Origin of the sequence: Pseudomonas sp. UBA2684 (genome assembly GCA_002354655.1) — a bacterium.
GTDB lineage: Bacteria > Pseudomonadota > Gammaproteobacteria > Pseudomonadales > Pseudomonadaceae > Aquipseudomonas.
This window is the reverse complement of record DELY01000050.1, coordinates 191,851-211,325: the sequence shown is the minus strand read 5'-3', so window position 1 is coordinate 211,325 and position 19,475 is coordinate 191,851. Positions and strand designations below refer to the sequence as shown.

The 19,475-nt window shown below is 63.4% G+C and carries 18 protein-coding genes; 11 read left to right on the top strand and 7 right to left on the bottom strand.

Features of this window, described 5'->3' with window-relative positions; all coding sequences use genetic code 11:
• Positions 1–91 precede the first annotated feature (91 nt).
• Positions 92–1,321, bottom strand: a complete 1,230-nt coding sequence (locus B3M58_RS18650) for an alpha/beta fold hydrolase (RefSeq protein WP_296221379.1) — start codon at positions 1,319–1,321, stop codon at positions 92–94.
• A gap of 308 nt (positions 1,322–1,629) precedes the next feature.
• On the opposite strand from B3M58_RS18650, the gene B3M58_RS18645 reads away from it, so the two are divergent.
• The 11 genes from B3M58_RS18645 (at position 1,630) to lipB (ending at position 11,798) form a co-directional block, all read left to right on the top strand.
• A complete protein-coding gene (locus B3M58_RS18645; protein ID WP_296221377.1) occupies positions 1,630–2,898 on the top strand; it encodes a glutamate-5-semialdehyde dehydrogenase in 1,269 nt (422 codons plus the stop codon).
• Positions 2,891–3,550: a nicotinate-nucleotide adenylyltransferase gene (gene nadD, locus B3M58_RS18640; protein ID WP_296221376.1), complete on the top strand. Its 660-nt coding sequence runs from the start codon at positions 2,891–2,893 to the stop codon at positions 3,548–3,550. The genes B3M58_RS18645 and nadD overlap by 8 nt, the downstream gene beginning before the upstream one ends.
• Before the next feature lie 37 nt (positions 3,551–3,587).
• Positions 3,588–3,959: a ribosome silencing factor gene (rsfS, locus tag B3M58_RS18635; RefSeq protein ID WP_296221697.1), complete on the top strand. Its 372-nt coding sequence runs from the start codon at positions 3,588–3,590 to the stop codon at positions 3,957–3,959.
• A gap of 11 nt (positions 3,960–3,970) precedes the next feature.
• Positions 3,971–4,438: a 23S rRNA (pseudouridine(1915)-N(3))-methyltransferase RlmH gene (gene rlmH, locus B3M58_RS18630; protein ID WP_296221374.1), complete on the top strand. Its 468-nt coding sequence runs from the start codon at positions 3,971–3,973 to the stop codon at positions 4,436–4,438.
• A 13-nt stretch (positions 4,439–4,451) separates the two neighbouring features.
• The gene (gene mrdA, locus B3M58_RS18625) at positions 4,452–6,341 is read left to right on the top strand and encodes a penicillin-binding protein 2 (protein WP_296221372.1); all 1,890 of its coding nucleotides are present in this window, start codon (positions 4,452–4,454) and stop codon (positions 6,339–6,341) included.
• Positions 6,342–6,379: 38 nt separating this feature from the next.
• A complete protein-coding gene (rodA, locus tag B3M58_RS18620; RefSeq protein ID WP_296221695.1) occupies positions 6,380–7,483 on the top strand; it encodes a rod shape-determining protein RodA in 1,104 nt (367 codons plus the stop codon).
• Between the two features lie 17 nt (positions 7,484–7,500).
• Positions 7,501–8,511 (top strand): lytic murein transglycosylase B, encoded by a 1,011-nt coding sequence (gene mltB, locus B3M58_RS18615; protein WP_296221371.1) that lies wholly within the window; start codon positions 7,501–7,503, stop codon positions 8,509–8,511.
• Positions 8,511–9,515: a septal ring lytic transglycosylase RlpA family protein gene (locus B3M58_RS18610; RefSeq protein ID WP_296221370.1), complete on the top strand. Its 1,005-nt coding sequence runs from the start codon at positions 8,511–8,513 to the stop codon at positions 9,513–9,515. Before mltB ends, B3M58_RS18610 begins: the two co-directional genes overlap by 1 nt.
• A gap of 124 nt (positions 9,516–9,639) precedes the next feature.
• A complete protein-coding gene (locus tag B3M58_RS18605) occupies positions 9,640–10,800 on the top strand; it encodes a D-alanyl-D-alanine carboxypeptidase family protein (RefSeq protein ID WP_296221368.1) in 1,161 nt (386 codons plus the stop codon).
• 66 nt (positions 10,801–10,866) lie between these two features.
• Positions 10,867–11,145 (top strand): DUF493 domain-containing protein, encoded by a 279-nt coding sequence (locus B3M58_RS18600; RefSeq protein ID WP_296221366.1) that lies wholly within the window; start codon positions 10,867–10,869, stop codon positions 11,143–11,145.
• Entirely contained in the window at positions 11,145–11,798 is a 654-nt protein-coding gene (gene lipB / locus B3M58_RS18595; protein ID WP_296221365.1) for a lipoyl(octanoyl) transferase LipB, read from the top strand. The genes B3M58_RS18600 and lipB overlap by 1 nt, the downstream gene beginning before the upstream one ends.
• 228 nt (positions 11,799–12,026) lie before the next feature.
• On the opposite strand, the gene lipA is transcribed toward lipB, so the two are convergent.
• From lipA to leuS, 6 genes are all read right to left on the bottom strand, one after another.
• Entirely contained in the window at positions 12,027–13,079 is a 1,053-nt protein-coding gene (lipA, locus tag B3M58_RS18590) for a lipoyl synthase (RefSeq protein ID WP_296221363.1), read from the bottom strand.
• 160 nt (positions 13,080–13,239) lie between these two features.
• Entirely contained in the window at positions 13,240–14,523 is a 1,284-nt protein-coding gene (locus B3M58_RS18585; RefSeq protein ID WP_296221361.1) for a lytic murein transglycosylase, read from the bottom strand.
• Positions 14,524–14,595: 72 nt separating this feature from the next.
• Positions 14,596–14,754 (bottom strand): alternative ribosome rescue factor ArfA, encoded by a 159-nt coding sequence (arfA, locus tag B3M58_RS18580; protein WP_090255580.1) that lies wholly within the window; start codon positions 14,752–14,754, stop codon positions 14,596–14,598.
• A gap of 140 nt (positions 14,755–14,894) precedes the next feature.
• Positions 14,895–15,929 carry a DNA polymerase III subunit delta gene (gene holA, locus B3M58_RS18575; protein ID WP_296221358.1) on the bottom strand — a complete coding sequence of 345 codons (1,035 nt, stop codon included), beginning with the start codon at positions 15,927–15,929 and terminating at the stop codon, positions 14,895–14,897.
• Positions 15,930–15,971: 42 nt separating this feature from the next.
• Positions 15,972–16,583, bottom strand: coding sequence for an LPS assembly lipoprotein LptE (gene lptE, locus B3M58_RS18570; RefSeq protein ID WP_296221356.1), 612 nt, complete (start codon positions 16,581–16,583; stop codon positions 15,972–15,974).
• A 59-nt stretch (positions 16,584–16,642) separates the two neighbouring features.
• A complete protein-coding gene (leuS, locus tag B3M58_RS18565; protein WP_296221354.1) occupies positions 16,643–19,249 on the bottom strand; it encodes a leucine--tRNA ligase in 2,607 nt (868 codons plus the stop codon).
• Positions 19,250–19,475: the final 226 nt, after the last annotated feature.

The following is a 19,475-nucleotide window of genomic DNA, read 5'->3' as shown; positions in this document are numbered from 1 at the left end:
TACTGGGCTAAAAACGGCCTGCTAGACGCGTCCCCTGAATTCGCCGCGGTGTCCGCGCCGCTGGCGATGTTTGCTTCGGCGCGCGGCGCGCTTACGCGCAGGCGACGGCGGGCAAGGACTGGGCGCTGAATTGGGCGGCTAAAGCGCTGCTGGCTTGGGCGTCGCTGTGTGGGAAGACGAAGGCCAGGCCACTGCCGCTGTGGCGTAACGGCAAGATGGGCTGTGCGGGCAGCTCGCCGTTGAGCAGGTGCCAGCCGCGAACCGGCAGTTGAGAGGGCAGTGCGCCGTGCAGCAATCCGCCGAAAAAGCCCAGTTCGGCGATCTCCACCGACCATTCGCCGGCGTCGCTGTGGCGCAGTCGGGCGCGTCGGTTGCTGGGTGTCAGGCGCGCCTCGTGGCGTTTCTCCAGGTTCAGTAACTGGTGGCGCGCCAGGCGTGTGGCGCCGGCGCTGCGTGGCGGCAGCGTTTCGCCGCGCAGGAACGGGTGGTACAGCGCCGCGCAGGCTGTGCGGCGCTCGAACTGGGCCAGGTGGTCGGCGTTGTGGATCACTGCACAGGTGGCGTCGGCGCAGGCGGCGGCAAAGTGCGCATGTTCCCACGGTTGGGTGAAGTGGTCGTATTCGCCGGCCAGCACCAGGGTCGGACACGCCGGGTGGCCGGCAAACCCCGGAAAATCCAGGAGGCGCTGGCTGTTTTGCCGGTAACGCTCGACTTCGCTCGGCGTCAGGCGCTGCATCTGCCGCAGCAAGGCTTTGCGAAATACCGGGGCAACCCCGGTCTCGTGCAGGCGCAGCGGGTTGAGCAGGCCGGTCAAGGCGCCTTGGGCGAAGGCGTCGCTGCGGCCTTCGGCGAGCAGTGCCAGGCTCTCTTCCAGCAGCAGGCGGGCACCGGGGCGGCCAAAGGCGCTGATGCCGGCGAGTAGCAGGCGGGCGCAATGCCTGGGGTGGCGCGCGGCGAACAGGGCGGCCAGGGCCGAGCCGTAGGACAGGCCGATGGGCATCAGCGGCGGCAGCTGTAATTCGGCGGCGAAGGCGGCGATCAAGTCGGCCAACTGCTCCAGGCCCAATTCCGCTGCCAGTTGCGGGTTGCCGCCCTGGCTGGGCAGGTCGAGCAGGATCACCGGGTGTTCGGTGAGTAATTCGCTGACTTCATTGGCGAACGAGCGAAAGCTTTGGAATGCTCCGCCGAGCAGCAATACCGGGGCGCGCCGGTCGTGGCTGTGCGTGGCGTACGCCTGGTAATGCAGGCGCCAGGAGCCGAGTTCGAGCACTTGCGGGGCGGCGCTGAGTCGCGCGGCGCTGTAGTCGGTGCGGTAACGCATGGCGAACACTCCGGCGGTGAACCGCCTTTTTATGGGGCTGCGGCTAACGGCGCCGGCATTGGGCGCGGTTTTTCCCGCACCCGAATTGAAGGTAAACATCTGCGCTGGTTTTGTTTACCCAACCTTCGGGCGGGCTGTGTGGGCGGGTGTCACCGTCTCGTGCCAGGTGGCCGCAGACCGTTGCCTGGTGGCGTTACCGGCGGGCCCGATTGCACGGACTGTTTACCATCCGCCCGGCACTGCTGGGCGTGGGGCGGCGTGCCGGCTATAATCAGCAACTTTTTCCACCAGCCAGACCTCCGCAGCCCATGACTGAGTCCGTGCTCGACTATATGACCCGCCTGGGACAGGCCGCCCGCCAAGCTTCGCGCGTGGTCGCCCGCGCCAGTACCGCGCAGAAGAACCGTGCCCTGCAAGCCGCCGCCGCCGCGTTGGACGCTGCGCGCGCCGAGCTGGGCGCGGCCAACGAGCAGGACCTCGCCGCTGGCCGTGCCAATGGTCTGGAGCCGGCGCTGCTCGATCGCCTGGCGCTGACCCCGGCACGCATCGACGGCATGATTGAAGGCCTACGCCAGGTCGCCAGCCTGCCCGACCCGGTCGGCGCGATCCGCGACATGAGCTACCGCCCGTCCGGGATTCAGGTCGGCAAGATGCGCGTGCCGCTCGGGGTGATCGGTATCATTTACGAGTCGCGGCCCAATGTGACCATCGACGCCGCCAGCCTGTGCCTGAAGTCCGGCAACGCCACCATCCTGCGCGGCGGTTCGGAAGCCATTCATTCCAACCGCGCCATCGCCGCCTGCATCCAGCGCGGCCTGGCCGAGGCGGGTCTGCCGGCTGCCGCCGTGCAGGTGGTGGACACCACCGACCGCGCCGCCGTGGGTGCGCTGATCAGCATGCCGGAGTTCGTCGACGTGATCGTGCCGCGCGGCGGCAAGGGCCTGATCGAGCGCATCAGTCGCGAGGCACGGGTGCCGGTGATCAAGCACCTCGACGGCATCTGCCACGTCTACGTCGACGCGCATGCCGACCTGGCCAAGGCGCAGGACATCGCGTTCAACGCCAAGACCTACCGCTACGGCATCTGTGGCGCCATGGAGACCTTGCTGGTCGATCAGGCCGTGGCCGCCGACTTCCTGCCGGGCATGGCCGAGCGCCTCCGCGCCAAGGGTGTCGAGTTGCGCGGTTGTGCACGCAGCTGTGCGCTGATCGAGGCCACGCCGGCCAGCGAAGAGGATTGGCACACCGAGTATCTGGCGGCGATCCTCTCGATCCGCGTGGTCGACGGTTTGGAGCAGGCCATCGAGCACATCAATCACTACGGTTCGCACCACACCGATGCGATCGTCACCGAACACCAGGGGCAAGCCCGGCGTTTTCTCGCCGAGGTCGACTCCAGTTCGGTGATGCTCAACACCCCGACCTGTTTCGCCGATGGCTTCGAGTACGGCCTCGGCGCGGAGATCGGCATTTCCACGGACAAGCTGCACGCCCGTGGCCCGGTCGGCCTGGAGGGCCTGACCTGCGAAAAATATGTGGTGATCGGCGACGGTCAACTGCGCGGGCAGAATGGCTAAACGCAGCGGCGCCCGACGCATCGGCATCTTCGGCGGCACGTTCGATCCGGTGCACATTGGTCACCTGCGCGGCGCCTTGGAAGTGGCGGAGTTCATGGCGCTCGACGAGTTGCGTCTGATTCCCAGCGCATGGCCGCCGCACCGTGACACGCCGCAGGTCGCGGCGAGTGATCGCTTGGCCATGGTCGAGCAGGCGGTGGCCGGTTTGCCGCCGCTGAGCGTGGATGATCGCGAGCTCAAGCGCGCCAAGCCGTCGTACAGCATCGATACCCTGGAATCGTTGCGCGCCGAGTTGGCGGCCGACGATCAGTTGTTTCTGCTGTTGGGCTGGGATGCCTTTTGCGGGTTGCCGAGCTGGCATCGCTGGGACGCGTTGTTGGAACACTGTCATATCCTGGTGTTGCAGCGTCCGGATGCCGATAGCGAAGCCTCGGACACCCTGCGCAACCTGTTGGCGGCACGTAGCGTGAGTGACCCGCTGGCCCTGAATGGGCCGAGTGGGCAGATTTCTTTTATCTGGCAGACACCGTTAGCGGTGTCTGCCACCCAGATCCGCGCGCTGCTGGCGAGCGGAAAGTCGGTACGTTTTCTGGTGCCTGACGCGGTACTGGCCTATATCCATGCGCACGGGCTGTACCGTGCGTCGAACTGAACACGAGGCAAACGAGTTACTTATGAAGAACCCAAAAATGCTCAGCGAAGACCTGGTCAAACTGGCCATCGCTGCTCTGGAAGACGTCAAGGCGCAAGACATCACCACCATCGATGTGCGCGAGAAGACCAGCATCACCGATTTCATGGTGATCGCCAGCGGCACCTCCAGCCGCCACGTCAAGTCGCTGGTCGACAACGTGCTGGAAAAGGTCAAGGAACAGGGCGTGCGTCCGCTGGGCAGCGAAGGCCTGGACAGCGGCGAGTGGGCCTTGCTCGACTTGGGCGATATCGTCGTTCACGTCATGCTGCCGACCGCTCGTCAGTTCTACGACCTCGAGCGTCTGTGGCAGGGCGCCGAACAAAGCCGTGCCCTGCACGCGCCTGGACAAGGCCCGGATCACGAATAAGGGCGACGGCGGTGCGCATCAAATTGATTGCCGTGGGCTCGCGGATGCCGCGTTGGGTGGAAGACGGTTGGCAGGAATATGCCAAGCGTATGCCGACCGAGCTGGCCCTGGAATTGGTGGAAATTCCGCTGACCACGCGCGGCAAGAATGCCGACGTGGCGCGGATGATGCGTCAGGAAGGCGACGCCATGTTGGCCAAGGTCGGGCCGGGGGAACGCATCGTCACCCTGGAAGTCGAAGGGCGACCGTGGAGCACCGATCAATTGGCCGCCGAGCTGGATAAGTGGCGCCTGGATGCGCGCACCGTCAACCTCATGGTCGGTGGCCCGGAAGGGCTGGCGCCGGAGGTGCAGGCGCGTAGCGAGCAGCGCTGGTCGTTGTCGCCGCTGACCTTGCCGCACCCGTTGGTGCGGATACTGATCGGCGAACAGATCTACCGTGCCTGGACCGTGTTGTCCGGCCATCCTTATCACAAATAATCAGCAGTAGCCGATGCCGCAGCCGATCCGTATCAAAGACCACGAAAAAGACGCTCGGGTAATCCGTACGCGTGCGCTGGTCGGTGCCGTGGCGATCCTGTTGCTTACGGCGGTACTGGTTGCGCGCCTGTATTACTTGCAGGTGGTGCAGTTCGAGTACCACTCGACCCTCTCGGAGAACAACCGCGTTCATGTCCAGCCGATTCCGCCGAACCGCGGGCTGATCTTCGACCGCAACGGGGTGATCATCGCCGACAACCGGCCGAGCTTCAGCCTGACCCTGACCCGCGAGCGGGCCGGCGACTGGCAGCAGGTGCTGGATGTGATCGTCGAGGTGCTGCAACTCAGCGAAGACGAACGCACGCTGTTCGAGAAGCGCGTGCGTCAGGGGCGGCGCCCATTTGAACCGGTGCCGGTGCTGTTCGAGTTGTCCGAAGAGCAGATCGCCCGCATCGCCATCAATCAGTTCCGCTTGCCAGGGGTCGAGGTGGTCGCGCAACTGGTGCGCCACTATCCGCAGGGCGAGCACTTCGCGCATTCGGTGGGCTATGTCGGGCGGATCAACGAAAAGGAACTGAAAGCACTCGATCCGGTGGAGTACAGCGGCACCCACCATATCGGCAAGACCGGTATCGAGCGTTTCTACGAAGAGCAGTTGCACGGCGAGGTGGGTTACGAAGAGGTCGAAACCAACGCGCGCGGGCGGGTCTTGCGGGTGCTCAAACGCACCGATCCGCTGCCGGGCAAGGACCTGGTGCTGACCCTCGACGTGCGCTTGCAGGAGGCCGCCGAGGCCGCTTTGGCCGGGCGGCGTGGCGCCATCGTGGCGATCCAACCGGCTACCGGCGAAGTGCTGGCGATGGTCAGCCAGCCGAGTTTCGACCCCAATCCGTTCGTCACCGGCATCAGTTTCAAGGCCTATGCCGAGCTGCGCGATTCGATTGATCGGCCGTTGTACAACCGCGTGTTGCGCGGCCTGTATCCGCCGGGTTCGACGATCAAACCGATGATGGCGGTGGCCGCCCTGGATGCCGGCGTGATCACCCCCACTTCGCGGGTGTTCGATCCGGGGTTCTACCAATTGCCCAATCACAGCCACAAATACCGCAACTGGAACCGCAGCGGCGACGGCTGGGTGAGCCTGGAGCTGGCCATCTCGCGCTCCAACGACACCTACTTCTACGACCTGGCGCACAAGATGGGCATCGATCGGATGCACGATTACATGACGCGCTTCGGTCTTGGCCAGCGCGTGTCCCTGGACATGTTCGAGGAAACCGCCGGGTTGATGCCGTCGCGCGATTGGAAGCGCGCGCGTTACCGCCAGCCGTGGTATCCGGGGGAAACCCTGATCCTCGGCATCGGCCAGGGCTATATGCAAACCACTCCGCTGCAACTGGCGCAGGCCACTGCCTTGATGGCCAATCGCGGCAAGTGGATTCGCCCGCGCCTGGCCAAGAGCATCGAAGGCTTGCCGCCGGTCGACAGTGCCCCGTTGCCGGACATCGAATTGCGCGACCCCAAGGCCTGGGATCATGCGCGTTTCGGCATGGAGCAAGTGATGCACGGGCCGCGCGGCACCGCGCGCAAGGTCGGCGACGCCTCGGTTTACCGCATCGCCGGCAAAAGTGGTACGGCGCAGGTGGTGGCGATCAAGCAGGGTGAAAAATACGACCGCGACAAGGTGCAGGAGCGCCACCGCGACCACGCCCTGTTCGTCGCCTTCGCTCCGGCCGACAACCCGCAGATTGCCGTGGCGGTAATGGTGGAGAACGGCGAGTCCGGCTCGGGCGTGGCCGCGCCGGTAGTCAAGCTGGTGATGGACGCCTGGTTGCTCGACGAAAACGGCCAATTGAAAGCCGAGTACGCGCCGCCCTTGAGCGCAGAGGTGGTTCGCCCATGAACAGTAGCTTCGACCGTACCCTGTCCAACGAAGACGTACTGCGCCGCCGCGCCAGCCTGCTGCAGCGCCTGCACATCGACGGCATTCTGTTGCTGTTATTGCTGATGCTGGCGGCCGGCAGCCTGTTTATTCTCTACTCGGCCAGCGGCAAGAACGTCGACTTGCTGATGAAGCAAGCCAGTTCGTTCGGTATCGGTCTGGTCGGCATGTTCATCATCGCCCAGTTCGAGCCGCGCTTCATGGCGCGCTGGGTGCCGTTGGCCTACGTGGCCGGCGTCGGCCTGCTGGTGGCGGTGGATGTGATGGGCCACAACGCCATGGGTGCTACCCGCTGGATCAATATCCCCGGGGTGATTCGCTTCCAGCCCTCGGAATTCATGAAAATCATCATGCCGGCGACCATCGCCTGGTACCTGTCCAAGCGCAGCCTGCCGCCACGCTTTAAGCACATCGCGATCAGTCTGGCGCTGATTGTCGTGCCATTTGGCTTGATCCTGGTGCAGCCGGACCTCGGCACCTCGCTGTTGATAATCGCCTCGGGGACCTTCGTGTTGTTCATTGCCGGGCTGCAATGGCGCTGGATTTTCGGGGCAGTGGCAGCGGTGGTGCCGATTGCCGTGGCCATGTGGTTCTTTGTCATGCACCAGTACCAGAAGCAGCGGGTGCTGACCTTCCTCAACCCGGAGAGCGACCCGCTGGGCAGCGGCTGGAATATCATCCAGTCGAAAGCGGCAATCGGATCGGGCGGCGTATTGGGTAAGGGCTGGTTGCTCGGCACCCAGTCGCACCTGGATTTTTTGCCGGAAAGCCATACGGACTTTATCATTGCCGTGCTCGCCGAGGAGTTCGGCCTGGTCGGCGTCTGTTTGCTGCTGTTGATGTACCTGCTGCTGATCGCCCGTGGCCTGGTGATTACCGTGCAAGCACAGACGCTGTTCGGTAAGCTCCTGGCGGGGGCCTTGACCATGACGTTCTTCGTTTACGTATTCGTCAATATCGGGATGGTCAGCGGGCTGTTGCCGGTGGTCGGGGTGCCGCTGCCGTTCATTAGCTATGGTGGAACCTCGCTGATCACCCTGCTTGCAGGATTTGGAATTTTGATGTCGATCCACACGCACCGTAAATGGATCACACAGGTTTAATTGGGGTTATGAATTCAATGCACATACTGCGTGGCTGGGCTGTACGGCATGCACATTGGCTAGGTTTGGCCAGCGTGTTCGGATTGGCTCAGCAGGCTGTTGCCGCTGATTACACGAACTCGCCGCAAGTGGCCGAGTTCGTCGCCGAGATGACCCGCGACTACGGCTTTGCCAGTGAGCAACTGGTCAGTCTGTTCGCTGAAGTGGAGCGTAAGCAGGCGATCCTCGATGCCATCTCGCGCCCGGCGGAGAAGGTCAAACCCTGGAAAGATTACCGGCCGATCTTCATCACCGACTCACGTATCGCCCGTGGCGTGGATTTCTGGCGCGAACATGAACAGACCCTGGCGCGGGCCGAGCAGGAATACGGCGTGCCGGCCGAGGTGATCGTCGCGATCATCGGGGTGGAAACCTTCTACGGCGGCAATACCGGTAGTTACCGGGTGGTCGATGCGCTGTCGACCCTGGCCTTCGATTACCCGCCACGGGCACCATTCTTTCGCAAGGAACTGCGCGAATTTCTCATGCTCTCGCGTGAGGAGCAGGTCGACCCGCTCAATCTGAAAGGCTCTTATGCCGGCGCCATGGGCTTGCCGCAGTTTATGCCGAGCAGTTTCCGCGCCTATGCCGTGGACTTCGACGGCGACGGCCACATCAATATCTGGACCAACCCGGTGGATGCCATCGGCAGCGTTGCCAGCTACTTCAAACGTCATGGCTGGTTGCCTGGCGAGCCGGTGGTCAGCGCCGCCAGCGTATCGGGCGAGCAGGTCGAGCAGGGCCTGACCCAGGGCCTCGACCCGGTGAAGAATGTCGCCGAGCTGCGCGCTCTAGGCTGGTCGAGCAAGGACTCACTGGACGCCGAGATGCCGGTCACCGCGTTCCGCCTGGAGGGTGCCGAAGGGGCCGAGTACTGGCTGGGCCTGCCGAACTTTTTCGTGATTACCCGCTATAACCGCAGCGTGATGTACGCCATGGCAGTCAATCAGCTGGCCGAGTTGCTGGTCGATGCGCGAGGGCAGCATTGATGCGCGGCTTGCCGTTCACACTCGCGACTTATGCGGTTCTCGCCCTGGCACTGGCCAGCTGTTCGTCCAAGCGTACGCCGCCACCGAGCGCGCCGGTGCAGGCCGGCGCAGGCATTTCCGGCCCCGCCGATTTCAATCGGCCGCATAAGGATGGCGCGCCCTGGTGGGATGTGGACGTCTCGCGGATTCCGGATGCCGTGCCGATGCCGCATTACGGCCCGGTCAAGGCCAGCCCCTACACCGTGTTCGGCAAGCAGTACTACCCGATCCCCGATGCCCGCCGCTATCAGGCGGTTGGCCCGGCGTCCTGGTACGGCACCAAGTTCCACGGCCAGGCCACGGCCAACGGCGAAACCTACGACCTGTACGGCATGACTGCCGCGCACAAGACCTTACCGTTACCCAGCTACGTCAAGGTGACCAACCTGGAAAACGGCAAGAGTGCCGTACTGCGCGTCAATGACCGTGGGCCGTTCTATTCCGACCGGATCATCGACCTGTCCTTCGCCGCTGCGAAGAAACTCGGCTATGCCGAAAGCGGTACGGCGCGGGTCAAGGTCGAGGGTATCGACCCGCACGAGTGGTGGGCGCAGCAGGGGCAGCCGGTGCCGATGGTGCTCGCGGCACCGCAACAGAGCGCCCAGATAAAAACCGTCGCGCAACCGCTGGCGCAGCCGCTCGAACAGTATTCGCCGCCACCGCAGCAACACGCAGCCGCCGTGCTGCCGGTGCAGATCGACGCAAAAAAAAACGCTTCAGTCGCAGTCTCTGGCCTGTATCTCCAAGTGGCAGCCTTCGCCAATCCGGACGCTGCGGAGCTGCTCAAGGCCAAGTTGAGCGAGACGGTAGCTGCCCCCGTGTTCATCAGCTCAGTGGTGCGCAACCAGCAGATCCTGCACCGCGTGCGCCTGGGACCGATCAACAGCCAGGGCGAGGCTGAGCAACTGCAAGACAGTGTGCGGTTGGCCAATCTCGGCCAGCCAACACTGGTGAAGGCAGATTGACGCGGCACTTATTGGCCGCTCATCTGCCTAAGCAGCACGCCGCCCGTGTGCGGTTCCTGCCACTGCGGCAGGCCATAATTTGCCCTTTGGGGCCTGTCTGACCATTAGCAACTTCGAGAGACGGATGAATATCACCAGCTTTGCGCAACGCCTGTTCTTGTCACTTCTGCTGCTTACTGCACCGGTCGCCTGGGCCAACCAGGTGATGATTCCGTCGCCGCCGCAGTTAGCCGCCAAATCCTATGTGCTGATGGATGCCGCCAGCGGCAAGGTGCTGGTGGAGAACAATGGTGACCAGCGTCTGCCGCCGGCCAGTCTGACCAAGCTGATGACTGCTTACATCGCCACCCTGGAAATCCGTAAGGGCCAGATCGGCGAGCAGGACCTGGTCACGGTCAGCGAGAAGGCTTGGCGTACCGGTGGTTCGCGCATGTTCATCCAGGTTGGCACCCAGGTTAGCGTCAGCGACCTGTTGCACGGCATCATCATCCAGTCGGGCAACGACGCCAGCGTGGCGCTGGCCGAGCACATCGCCGGCAGCGAAGAGGCTTTCGCCGACATGATGAATGCCGCCGCCGAGCGTCTGGGCATGAGCAACAGCCACTTCATGAATGCCACCGGCCTGCCGGACCCGGAGCACTACTCCAGTGCCCACGACATGGCTATCCTGGCCCGCGCGATCATCAACGAAGACCCTGAGCACTATGCGATCTACTCGCAGAAGGAGTTCTTCTGGAACAACATCAAACAACCCAACCGTAATCTGTTGCTGTGGCGCGACAAGACTGTCGACGGCCTGAAAACCGGGCACACCGAAGAGGCTGGTTTCTGCCTGGTGTCTTCGGCGGTACGCGATGGCGCGCGGATGATCACCTCGGTGTTCGGCACCGTCAGCGAGCAGGCCCGTGCGGCGGAAACCCAGAAGTTGCTGACCTACGGCTTCCGCTTCTTCGAGACCCGTACCTTCTATCAGAAAGGCGCCGAACTGGCGCAAGCGCAGGTCTGGAAAGGTGCCGCTCGTCAGCTCAAGGCCGGTCTGGCCAACGACCTGACCTTGACCCTGCCGAAAGGCCAGCTGGACAAGCTGCAAGCCGGCATGACCCTCAATCCGCAACTGATCGCGCCGATCGCGCAAGGCGATGTCATCGGCAAGGTCGAAGTCAAACTGGGCGACGAAGTGGTGCACAGCGCCGACCTGGTGGCGCTGGAGACCGTCGAGGAGGGTGGCTTCTTCCGCCGCGTGTGGGATAGCATCCGCCTGTTCTTCTACGGTTTGTTCAACTGATTCCGCCCATGGACGCCCCTATCCGGGGCGTTTTGCTCTGGACAGGCCACAAGCCTGCTGATACCCATGACCGATACTGACGTTCAAGCCCCAAAAATCGAATTCCCCTGCGAGCGTTACCCGATCAAGGTGATCGGCGATGCTGGCGAAGGTTTTGCCGACCTGATAGTCGAAGTGATCCAGCGCCATGCGCCCGATCTCGATGCGACCACCTTGGTGATCCGCGATAGCCGCAATGGCCGTTACCTCTCGGTGCAGGTATTGATCACCGCCACCGGGGTGGAGCAATTGCAGGCTATTCATGTCGACCTGCGTGCCACCGGTCGCGTACACATGGTGTTGTGATGAGCCTGCCGCTCGGCTTTCGCGAATTGGGTGAGGTGGCTTACGAGTCGACCTGGCACGCCATGCAGCGTTTCACCAACGAGCGCGACGCGCAAACGGCGGACGAAATTTGGTTGTTGCAGCACCCGCCGGTGTTCACTCAGGGCCAGGCCGGCAAGGCCGAGCATGTGTTGTTTGCCGGCGATATCCCGGTGGTGCAAGTCGACCGTGGCGGCCAGGTGACCTACCACGGTCCCGGTCAGTTGGTGGCCTACCTGTTGCTCGACCTGCGCCGTTCTTCCCTCGGCGTGCGTGAGCTGGTGACGCGCATCGAGCAAAGCCTGATTGCGACCCTGGCCAGTTACGGCGTGACGGCCAATGCCAAGCCCGATGCGCCTGGGGTCTATGTGGGCGAGGCGAAGATCGCCTCGCTTGGCCTGCGTATCCGCAATGGGCGCTCTTTCCATGGCCTGGCGTTGAACGTCGACATGGATCTGCAACCGTTCCAGCGCATCAACCCCTGCGGCTATGCCGGCATGCCGGTCACCCAGTTGGCCGATTTGCTCGACGGTCCGCTGGAGTTTTCCGAGGTCAGTGCCCGGCTGCGTGAGCAACTGGTCAAACACCTCGACTACGCGCAGCAGCAGACCCTGGCGGGCGTAATAGACTGCTAGCAGGCCGTCGAAAAACTACCTGCGTTGCCATACGGCGTTAAAAACAGGCTCGGATGCGAGCCCAGTCCGCTTCCTCGCCGTTTTGACCAGCCGTAGGCTGTTACTAACGTTGCGCCTTGTCTCGGCGGCCTCGCCTACATGTTTCAACGGCCTGCTGGTAATGGCTTGGGCGGATAAACAAACGCCTGCCCCCAGGCAAAGCTCAGGGGCAGGCGTAGTGCGGCCCGATCAGTTCAGATTGAGGGTCGGAATCAGGTTGTTGTCGACGTGTTGGCCCGGTACGGGCACCGGGGCGGCCAGGCCCAGGTTGTTCTTCTCGAATACCTTGTCGGCGCGGTAGCTGGAGCGTACCAGTGGGCCGGCGGCGACTTCCATAAAGCCCTTTGCCAGGCCGATATCGCGGAACCTATTGAACTCTTCCGGGCTGACCCAGCGCTTGACCGTCAGGTGATTGCGCGTGGGCTGCAGGTACTGGCCGAGGGTGAGGATGTCCACGCCGATGGCGCGCAGGTCATCCATGGTTTCTATGACCTCCTCGTCGGTCTCGCCCAGGCCCAGCATCAAGCTGGTCTTGGTCAGCATCTGCGGGCGATGGCGCTTGGCGTGTTCCAGCGCGCGCAGGGTTTTCTCGTAGCCGGCGCGGGGGTCGCGCACTTCATGGGTCAGGCGTTTGACCGTCTCGACGTTCTGCGCAAAGACCTCAAGGCCGGAATCCACTACGCGTTCGATGGCTTGCAGATCGCCGTCAAAGTCTGGGGTCAGGGCCTCTACTACCACCTGCGGGGTGCGCGCCTTGATTGCCCGTACGCAGGCCGCGTAATGCGCGGCGCCACCGTCGTCGAGGTCGTCGCGGTCCACCGAGGTCAGCACGATATAGCGCAGTGCCATCAGCTCCACCGACTTGGCGGTGTTCTGCGGCTCTTCCAGGTCCAGCCAGCCATTGGGGTTGCCGGTGTCCACCGCACAGAAGCGGCAGGCGCGGGTGCACACCGAGCCCATCAGCATGATGGTGGCGGTACCGTTGGACCAGCATTCGCCCATGTTCGGGCAGTGGGATTCCTGGCACACGGTGCTCAGGCGGTGCTCGCCGACATTACGCTTGACCGCCTCGAAGCGGCTGCCGCCGGGCGCCTTGACCCGCAGCCACTTGGGTTTGGGTTCGAACACCTGGGGTTCGCTCGAGGCACGGCGCTTTTGCCCGTCCTTGATCGCGGTGATGCCCTGAGTGGTGCGGAATTTTTCGCCGCTGGCGACGGTTTTAGGCGGGGAGGTATCGGACATCGGCAATCTGGGCTCCGCTAGAGGCTCCGTGGACGAGGCGGCTTGTGGCCGCCGCGCAGTTTATCACAGACGCTGACCGTTCAGTCCGGCTGGCGCCGTGCGGTCCAGGTTGCTCGCTGAGGCAGGGCCGGCGCGCAGCGTTTGGGCGCTGCGCGGTCGGTTATCTGAGTTGCTGCAACAGCTCATGGCTGGGGTAGCCATCGGCGGGTTGCCCCAGGCTCTGCTGGAACGCGCGTACGGCTTTGCGCGTGTTGGCACCGATGATGCCGTCTGCCGGGCCTGGCTCGTAGCCTTTGCTGGTCAGCAGTTCCTGCAGTTCGATGCGCTCGCTGCGCCCTAGTTGGCGGTCGTTGCGCGGCCAGGCGGCCTGCACGCCCGGGTTGCCATCCAGCGCATCGCTGAGCAGGCCGATAGCCAGAGCGTAAGCGGTGGAGTTGTTGTACTTGAGGATGCTGCGGAAGTTGTTCAGCAGCAGGAAGGCTGGGCCGCGATGACCGGCGGGCAGAAACAGCGTTGCCAGGCTTTGCTCATTGGCATCGATGGCTCTGACCGGGTTGATCCCGAGGGCGCGCCACTGTGCCAGGCTGCGGCGCACTTCTGGATCGGCCAGGGCGTAATCGAAGCCCTGCGGCAGGTTGACTTCAAAGCCCCAGGGCTGGCCGTTTTCCCAGCCCGAGGCTTGCAGGTAATGGGCGGCAGAGGCGAGGGCGTCGGGCGTGGATGCCCACAGGTCGCGGCGACCGTCGCCATCAAAATCCACGGCATGCTGATTGAACGTGGTTGGCATAAATTGGGTTTGCCCCATGGCGCCCGCCCATGAACCGATCAGCCCCTGGACAGGGCCGTCGCCGGCTTGCAGGATCTGTAGCGCAGCCAGCAGCTGGCTGCGCCAGAACACCTGGCGGCGACCGTCGTAGGCCAGGGTGGCGAGGGCGCGGATCACGTTATTGCTGCCGATATTGCTGCCGTAATTGCTTTCCAGGCCCCAGATCGCGATCAGCACTTCATGGTCCACGGCGTAGGCGCTGCGAATGGCTTTCAGGGTTGACCGATGCTGCGCCTTGAGCAGGCGGCCCTGGGCTATGCGCGAGACGGAAACGGCGCCGTCGATGTAGTCCCATACCGGGCGGGTGAACTCGGGCTGGCTGCTGTCAGCCTTGATCACATTCGGGTCCAGGGTGATGCCGGCGAAGGTGCGATCGAACAGCTCGGCATCGATACCCGCGGCGATGGCATCGCTGCGCAGCAGAATGCGCCATTCATCGAAGCTGAGCAGCGGAGTTGGGCTGCTGGCCACACTGGCGGCGGAGCTGGTGGATGCTGCGCTGGGTGTGACTGGCGCGGCAACAAGCGGCTGGGCAGGCGCTTCGGCGCAGGCAGTCAGAAACAGCAGGATGCAGGCGGTGACGCTATGGGACAGGCCCCGAAGAAGCAGGTAAGGCATGGCGGTCTCGGCACATTTTGCAGGCGGTAACCTTAGCATGATTGAGGCGAGATGCGGGCTGTGGCGGGCTTTTCAAGCCGCCAGAACGTATGAAGCCTCCCAGTTTTGCTGGGAGGCTTCGCGGCGGTAGCTGCCTTTGCCTTTGCTGGGCGTTTCCTGGCGTGAGCGAAACAGCGGCTGGGCAATCAGGGATTTGGCCTTGTTCGGGCCGCGTTTGGCTTTCTTCGCCATGGCGTTTCCTCGGGAAATGACCTGCATGTTCGCAGGCGGGCAAAGCATGATCCGCACCCGGCAAAAAGTCCAGGTTCTGGATGTTGGCAGGCCGTTGAGAGCGTTGGCGATGGCAGCGCTGGTAGCTTTTCAACAGCCTGCTAGCGGGGCAGGCCCAGGCGTTGGCCGCAGATGCTCAGGGTCAGCAGGCTCAGGCCGCTCCAGGGATCGCCGGCCGCCTGGCCTTTGATCTGTGCGTCGATCTGCTGCGCATCCTGCAACAGCGCGGCCCAGCGTGCGGCGGACAGACGTTGCAGGGCTTTGCTGACCAGTGGGCGGCGTTTGTCCCACACCGGTGGGCGTGCCGAGCTGAAGGCTTTTTCCAGCGGTATGCCTTGGCCGTATTGCTGGGCAATGCTCGCCAGTAGGCGGACTTCCCGGGCCAATGCCCAGAGGATCACCGGCGGCTCGACCCCTTCGCCACGCAATCCTTCGAGCATGCGCAAGGCGTGCGCGGCTTCGCCGTTGAGGGCCGCATCGATCAGGCCGAAGACGTCGAAGCGGGCGCTGTCGGCGACCGCCGCATGCACCGTGCTGGCATCGATCTGACCATCGTCGGCGAGCAGCTTGAGTTTTTCGATTTCCTGGGCGGCAGCGAGCAGGTTGCCTTCCACGCGCACGGCGATCATCTCCACCGCTTCCTGGCTGGCGCTCAGGCCGGCCTGGGCCAGGCGTTGGCGAATCCATTGCGGTAGCTGATGGGCGTCGACCGGCCAGATCTGTACGAACTGCGTCTGCGCGCCTTCGATCAGCGCCTTGCCCCACTTGGTTTTTTGCGCGCTGCCATCGAGTTTGGGCAGGCTGACCAGCAGCACGGTGTCTTCCGGTGGGCGGCCCAGGTATTCGAGCAGCGCGGCGGCGCCTTTATCGCCCGGCTTGCCGGACGGCAGGCGCAATTCCAGCAAGCGTTTATCGGCGAACAGCGAGAGGCTGGCGCCGGCTTGCAGCAGATTGCCCCAGTCGAAATTGGCTTCGGCGTTGAACACCTGGCGTTCGCTGAAACCCTGCTGGCGAGTGGCGGCGCGAATAGCGTCGCAAGCTTCCTGGCAGAGCAGCGGCTCGTCGCCACTGACCACATACACCGACGCCAGGTTGCCCTGGAGGTGTTTGCCGAGTTGTGCCGGATTGAGTTTCATCGGGTGTTGGAGCGCGGGGCCACGCAAGCGGCCCCGGCGAACTTACGGGCTGGGCGTCGGCAGTTGCACCGGCGACTGCTGCGGTTGCGCGGCTTCGCGCTGGCGCGCTGCTTCCAGGGCATCCGCTTCGGCTTTGGCCTTGGCTTCGGCAACCTGTTGCAGCTCGTCGAGCTGTTGCGGTGTCACCAGCTGCAGGCGTTGCACCAGTTGCTGCACCAGGTCGCGGCGCATTTCGTTACGCAGTTGAACGGCTTCCTGGTCGGAGCCGATCAGGTTGTTGCCGTCCTGCACATAGAAGTTCTGCACTTCCAGCTGATTGCTCGTCAGCAGCAGGTTCTTCGCGCCGCGGATCTCGTAATCGAGGGTAGTGGTCAGCTCATATTCGGCGCTGCGTGCCGAGCTGGTGTAGCTGGCGGTGCGCTGGGTTTCCTGTTCGTTGCTCAGCACCAGGCTGTAGGGCGCGCCAGGGAATACCCGCACGTCGTTGTTTTCTAGCACCTGGGTGACCAGTTTGACTGTTTCGCCATAGGCATTGCGCGCACTGACGTCGAGTTCCTTGAGGGCAAACTGCACGTCGCCGGTGCCGCGCAACTGGAAGCCACAGGCGCTGAGCAATGTTGCCAGACCAATTATCAACAGATTCCGTTTCATCATCTTGGTTATCCCCTTGTCGAGCCTCCCGGCACGCCGCAATGCGGTCGTGCCAGGCGTAATCAGTTGGCGACGATATTGACCAGTTTGCCTGGCACCACAATCACTTTGCGGATGCTCAGACCTTCGGTAAAGCGCAGCACGTTTTCGTTGACCCGCGCCGCCGCTTCGACTTCTTCGCGGCTGGCGCTGGCCGGCATCTCGATCTGTCCGCGCAGCTTACCGTTGACCTGGATCACCAGTTGCAGGCTGTCCTGAACCAAGGCCGACTCGTCAAGTTGCGGCCAGCTGGCATCGATGATCGCGCCGTCGTGGCCGAGCTCCAGCCACAGTTCGTGGCTAATGTGCGGGGTGATCGGTGCCAGCAGCAGGGCCACGGTTTCCAGGCCTTCTTGCAGCAGGGCGCGGTCCTGAGTGTGGTCGTGCGGGGCTTTTTCCAGCACGTTCATCAGGGTCATCACGGCGGCGATGGCGGTGTTGAATTTGTGGTGCTGGCCGATATCGACGCTGGCCTGCTTGATGGCCAGGTGAATGGCGCGGCGCACCTCTTTCTGTGCGTCGCTCAGGCTGAGTGTATCCAGCGCGGCGGGCAGGCCTTGGCTGACATGCGCATGGGCCAGGCGCCAGACGCGGCGCAGGAAGCGACTGCCGCCCTCAACGCCGGAATCGGACCATTCCAGGCTCATGTCCGGCGGCGAGGCGAACATCATGAACAAGCGGCAGGTGTCGGCGCCGTAGGCATCGATCATCGCCTGCGGGTCGACGCCGTTGTTCTTCGACTTGGACATCTTCTCGGTGCCGCCGATTTCCACGGCCAAGCCGTCAGCCTTCAGCGTGGCGGCGATGACCTTGCCTTTGGCGTCTCGCTCGATCTCGACGTCGGCTGGGTTGAACCAGTCCTTGCCGCCGTTCTCCAGCACGCGGTAGTAAGTGTCGGCCACCACCATGCCCTGGGTCAGCAGGTTCTTGAATGGCTCGTCGGAGTTGAGCAGGCCTTCGTCGCGCATCAGTTTGTGGAAGAAGCGTGCGTAGAGCAGGTGCAGGATGGCGTGTTCGATACCGCCGATGTACTGGTCCACCGGCAGCCAGTGGTTGGCTGCGGCCGGATCAACCATGCCCTTGGCGTAGTTGGGCGAGGCGTAGCGGGCGAAGTACCAGGACGATTCGACGAAGGTGTCCATGGTGTCGGTTTCGCGCTTGGCGGCGCCACCGCATTTCGGGCACTGACACTGGTAGAAATCCGCCATGCGCGCCAGCGGCGAGCCGGCGCCGTCCGGCACCACGTCTTCGGGCAATACCACCGGCAGTTGGTCTTCCGGCACCGGTACGTCACCACAAGCGTCGCAGTGGATGATCGGGATCGGACAGCCCCAATAGCGCTGACGGCTGATGCCCCAGTCGCGCAGGCGGAACTGGGTGCGCGATTTGCCCAGGTCTTTTTTCAGCAGGGCCACTTCAATGGCGTCGAAGGCTCCGGCGAAATCCAGGCCATCGAATAGGCCGGAGTTGATCAACTGGCCGTGTTCGCCGTAGGCATCCTGCCAGGGCGCTGGTGTCGTGTCGCCGGCGCTGGTACGCACCACCGGTTTGATCGGCAGGTGGTATTTGTGGGCGAACTCGAAGTCGCGCTCGTCGTGCGCCGGCACGGCCATTACCGCACCGTCGCCGTAGTGCATCAGTACGTAGTTGGCGACCCATACCGGCAGCTTCTCGCCGGTCAGCGGGTGCTCGACGAACAGTGCGGTGGGCAGGCCTTTTTTCTCTTGAGTGGCGACGTCGGCTTCCGCCACGCTGCCGCCCTTGCATTCAGCGATAAAGGCTTGCAGCTGCGGATTGTTCTGTGCGGCCAAGGTTGCCAGCGGGTGCTCGGCGGCTACGGCCACGTAGGTCGCGCCCAGCAGGGTGTCGGGGCGGGTGGTGAACACGTTCAACTTGCCGGCGCTGCCGATCGAGGCGACGTCGTAGGGGAAGCTGACTTCCATGCCGCGCGACTTGCCGATCCAGTTGCGCTGCATGGTCTTGACCTGTTCTGGCCAGCCATCCAGGTCGTCGAGGCTGCTCAAGAGCTCTTCCGCGTAGGCGGTGATCTTGAAGTAATACATGGGAATTTCGCGCTTTTCGATCAGTGCGCCGGAGCGCCAGCCGCGGCCATCGATGACCTGCTCGTTGGCCAGCACGGTCTGGTCGACCGGGTCCCAGTTGACCGTACCGTTCTTGCGGTAGATCACGCCTTTCTCGAACAGGCGGGTGAACAGCCACTGTTCCCAGCGGTAGTAATCCGGTTTGCAGGTGGTGACTTCGCGGGTCCAGTCAACCGCCAGGCCCAGGCTGCGCAGCTGGGTCTTCATGTAGTCGATGTTTTCGTAGGTCCACTTGGCCGGCGCGACCTTGTTCTTCATCGCGGCGTTTTCCGCCGGCATGCCGAACGCGTCCCAGCCCATCGGCTGCAGCACGTTTTTGCCCTGCATGCGTTGGTAGCGGGCGATCACGTCACCAATGGTGTAGTTACGCACATGGCCCATGTGCAACTTGCCGCTCGGGTAGGGGAACATCGACAGGCAATAGAACGTGTCTTTGCCTGGTTGCTCACTCACTACAAAGGATTTCTGCACGTCCCAATGGGACTGCGCGGCGGCTTCGATTTCGCGTGGCTGATACTGTTCGTGCATGGCTACTGGCGCTAGGGAAAGGGGCTTACACAGGCGGCGTGAAAACTACTGGGCTCGGCTACACGGCGTTGGCAGCAGGCTCGAAGGCGAGCCATTTGCCGCAGGTAAACTGCACTGTGGGTTCGCGACGCTCGCCCTGTGGGCTAGCCGTCGGCTGTTACTCCGCTGTGCGACGTTGCGCCTTGTTCAGCCTTCGCTCGTTATGCCTTCATGCGGCCTGTTCGGG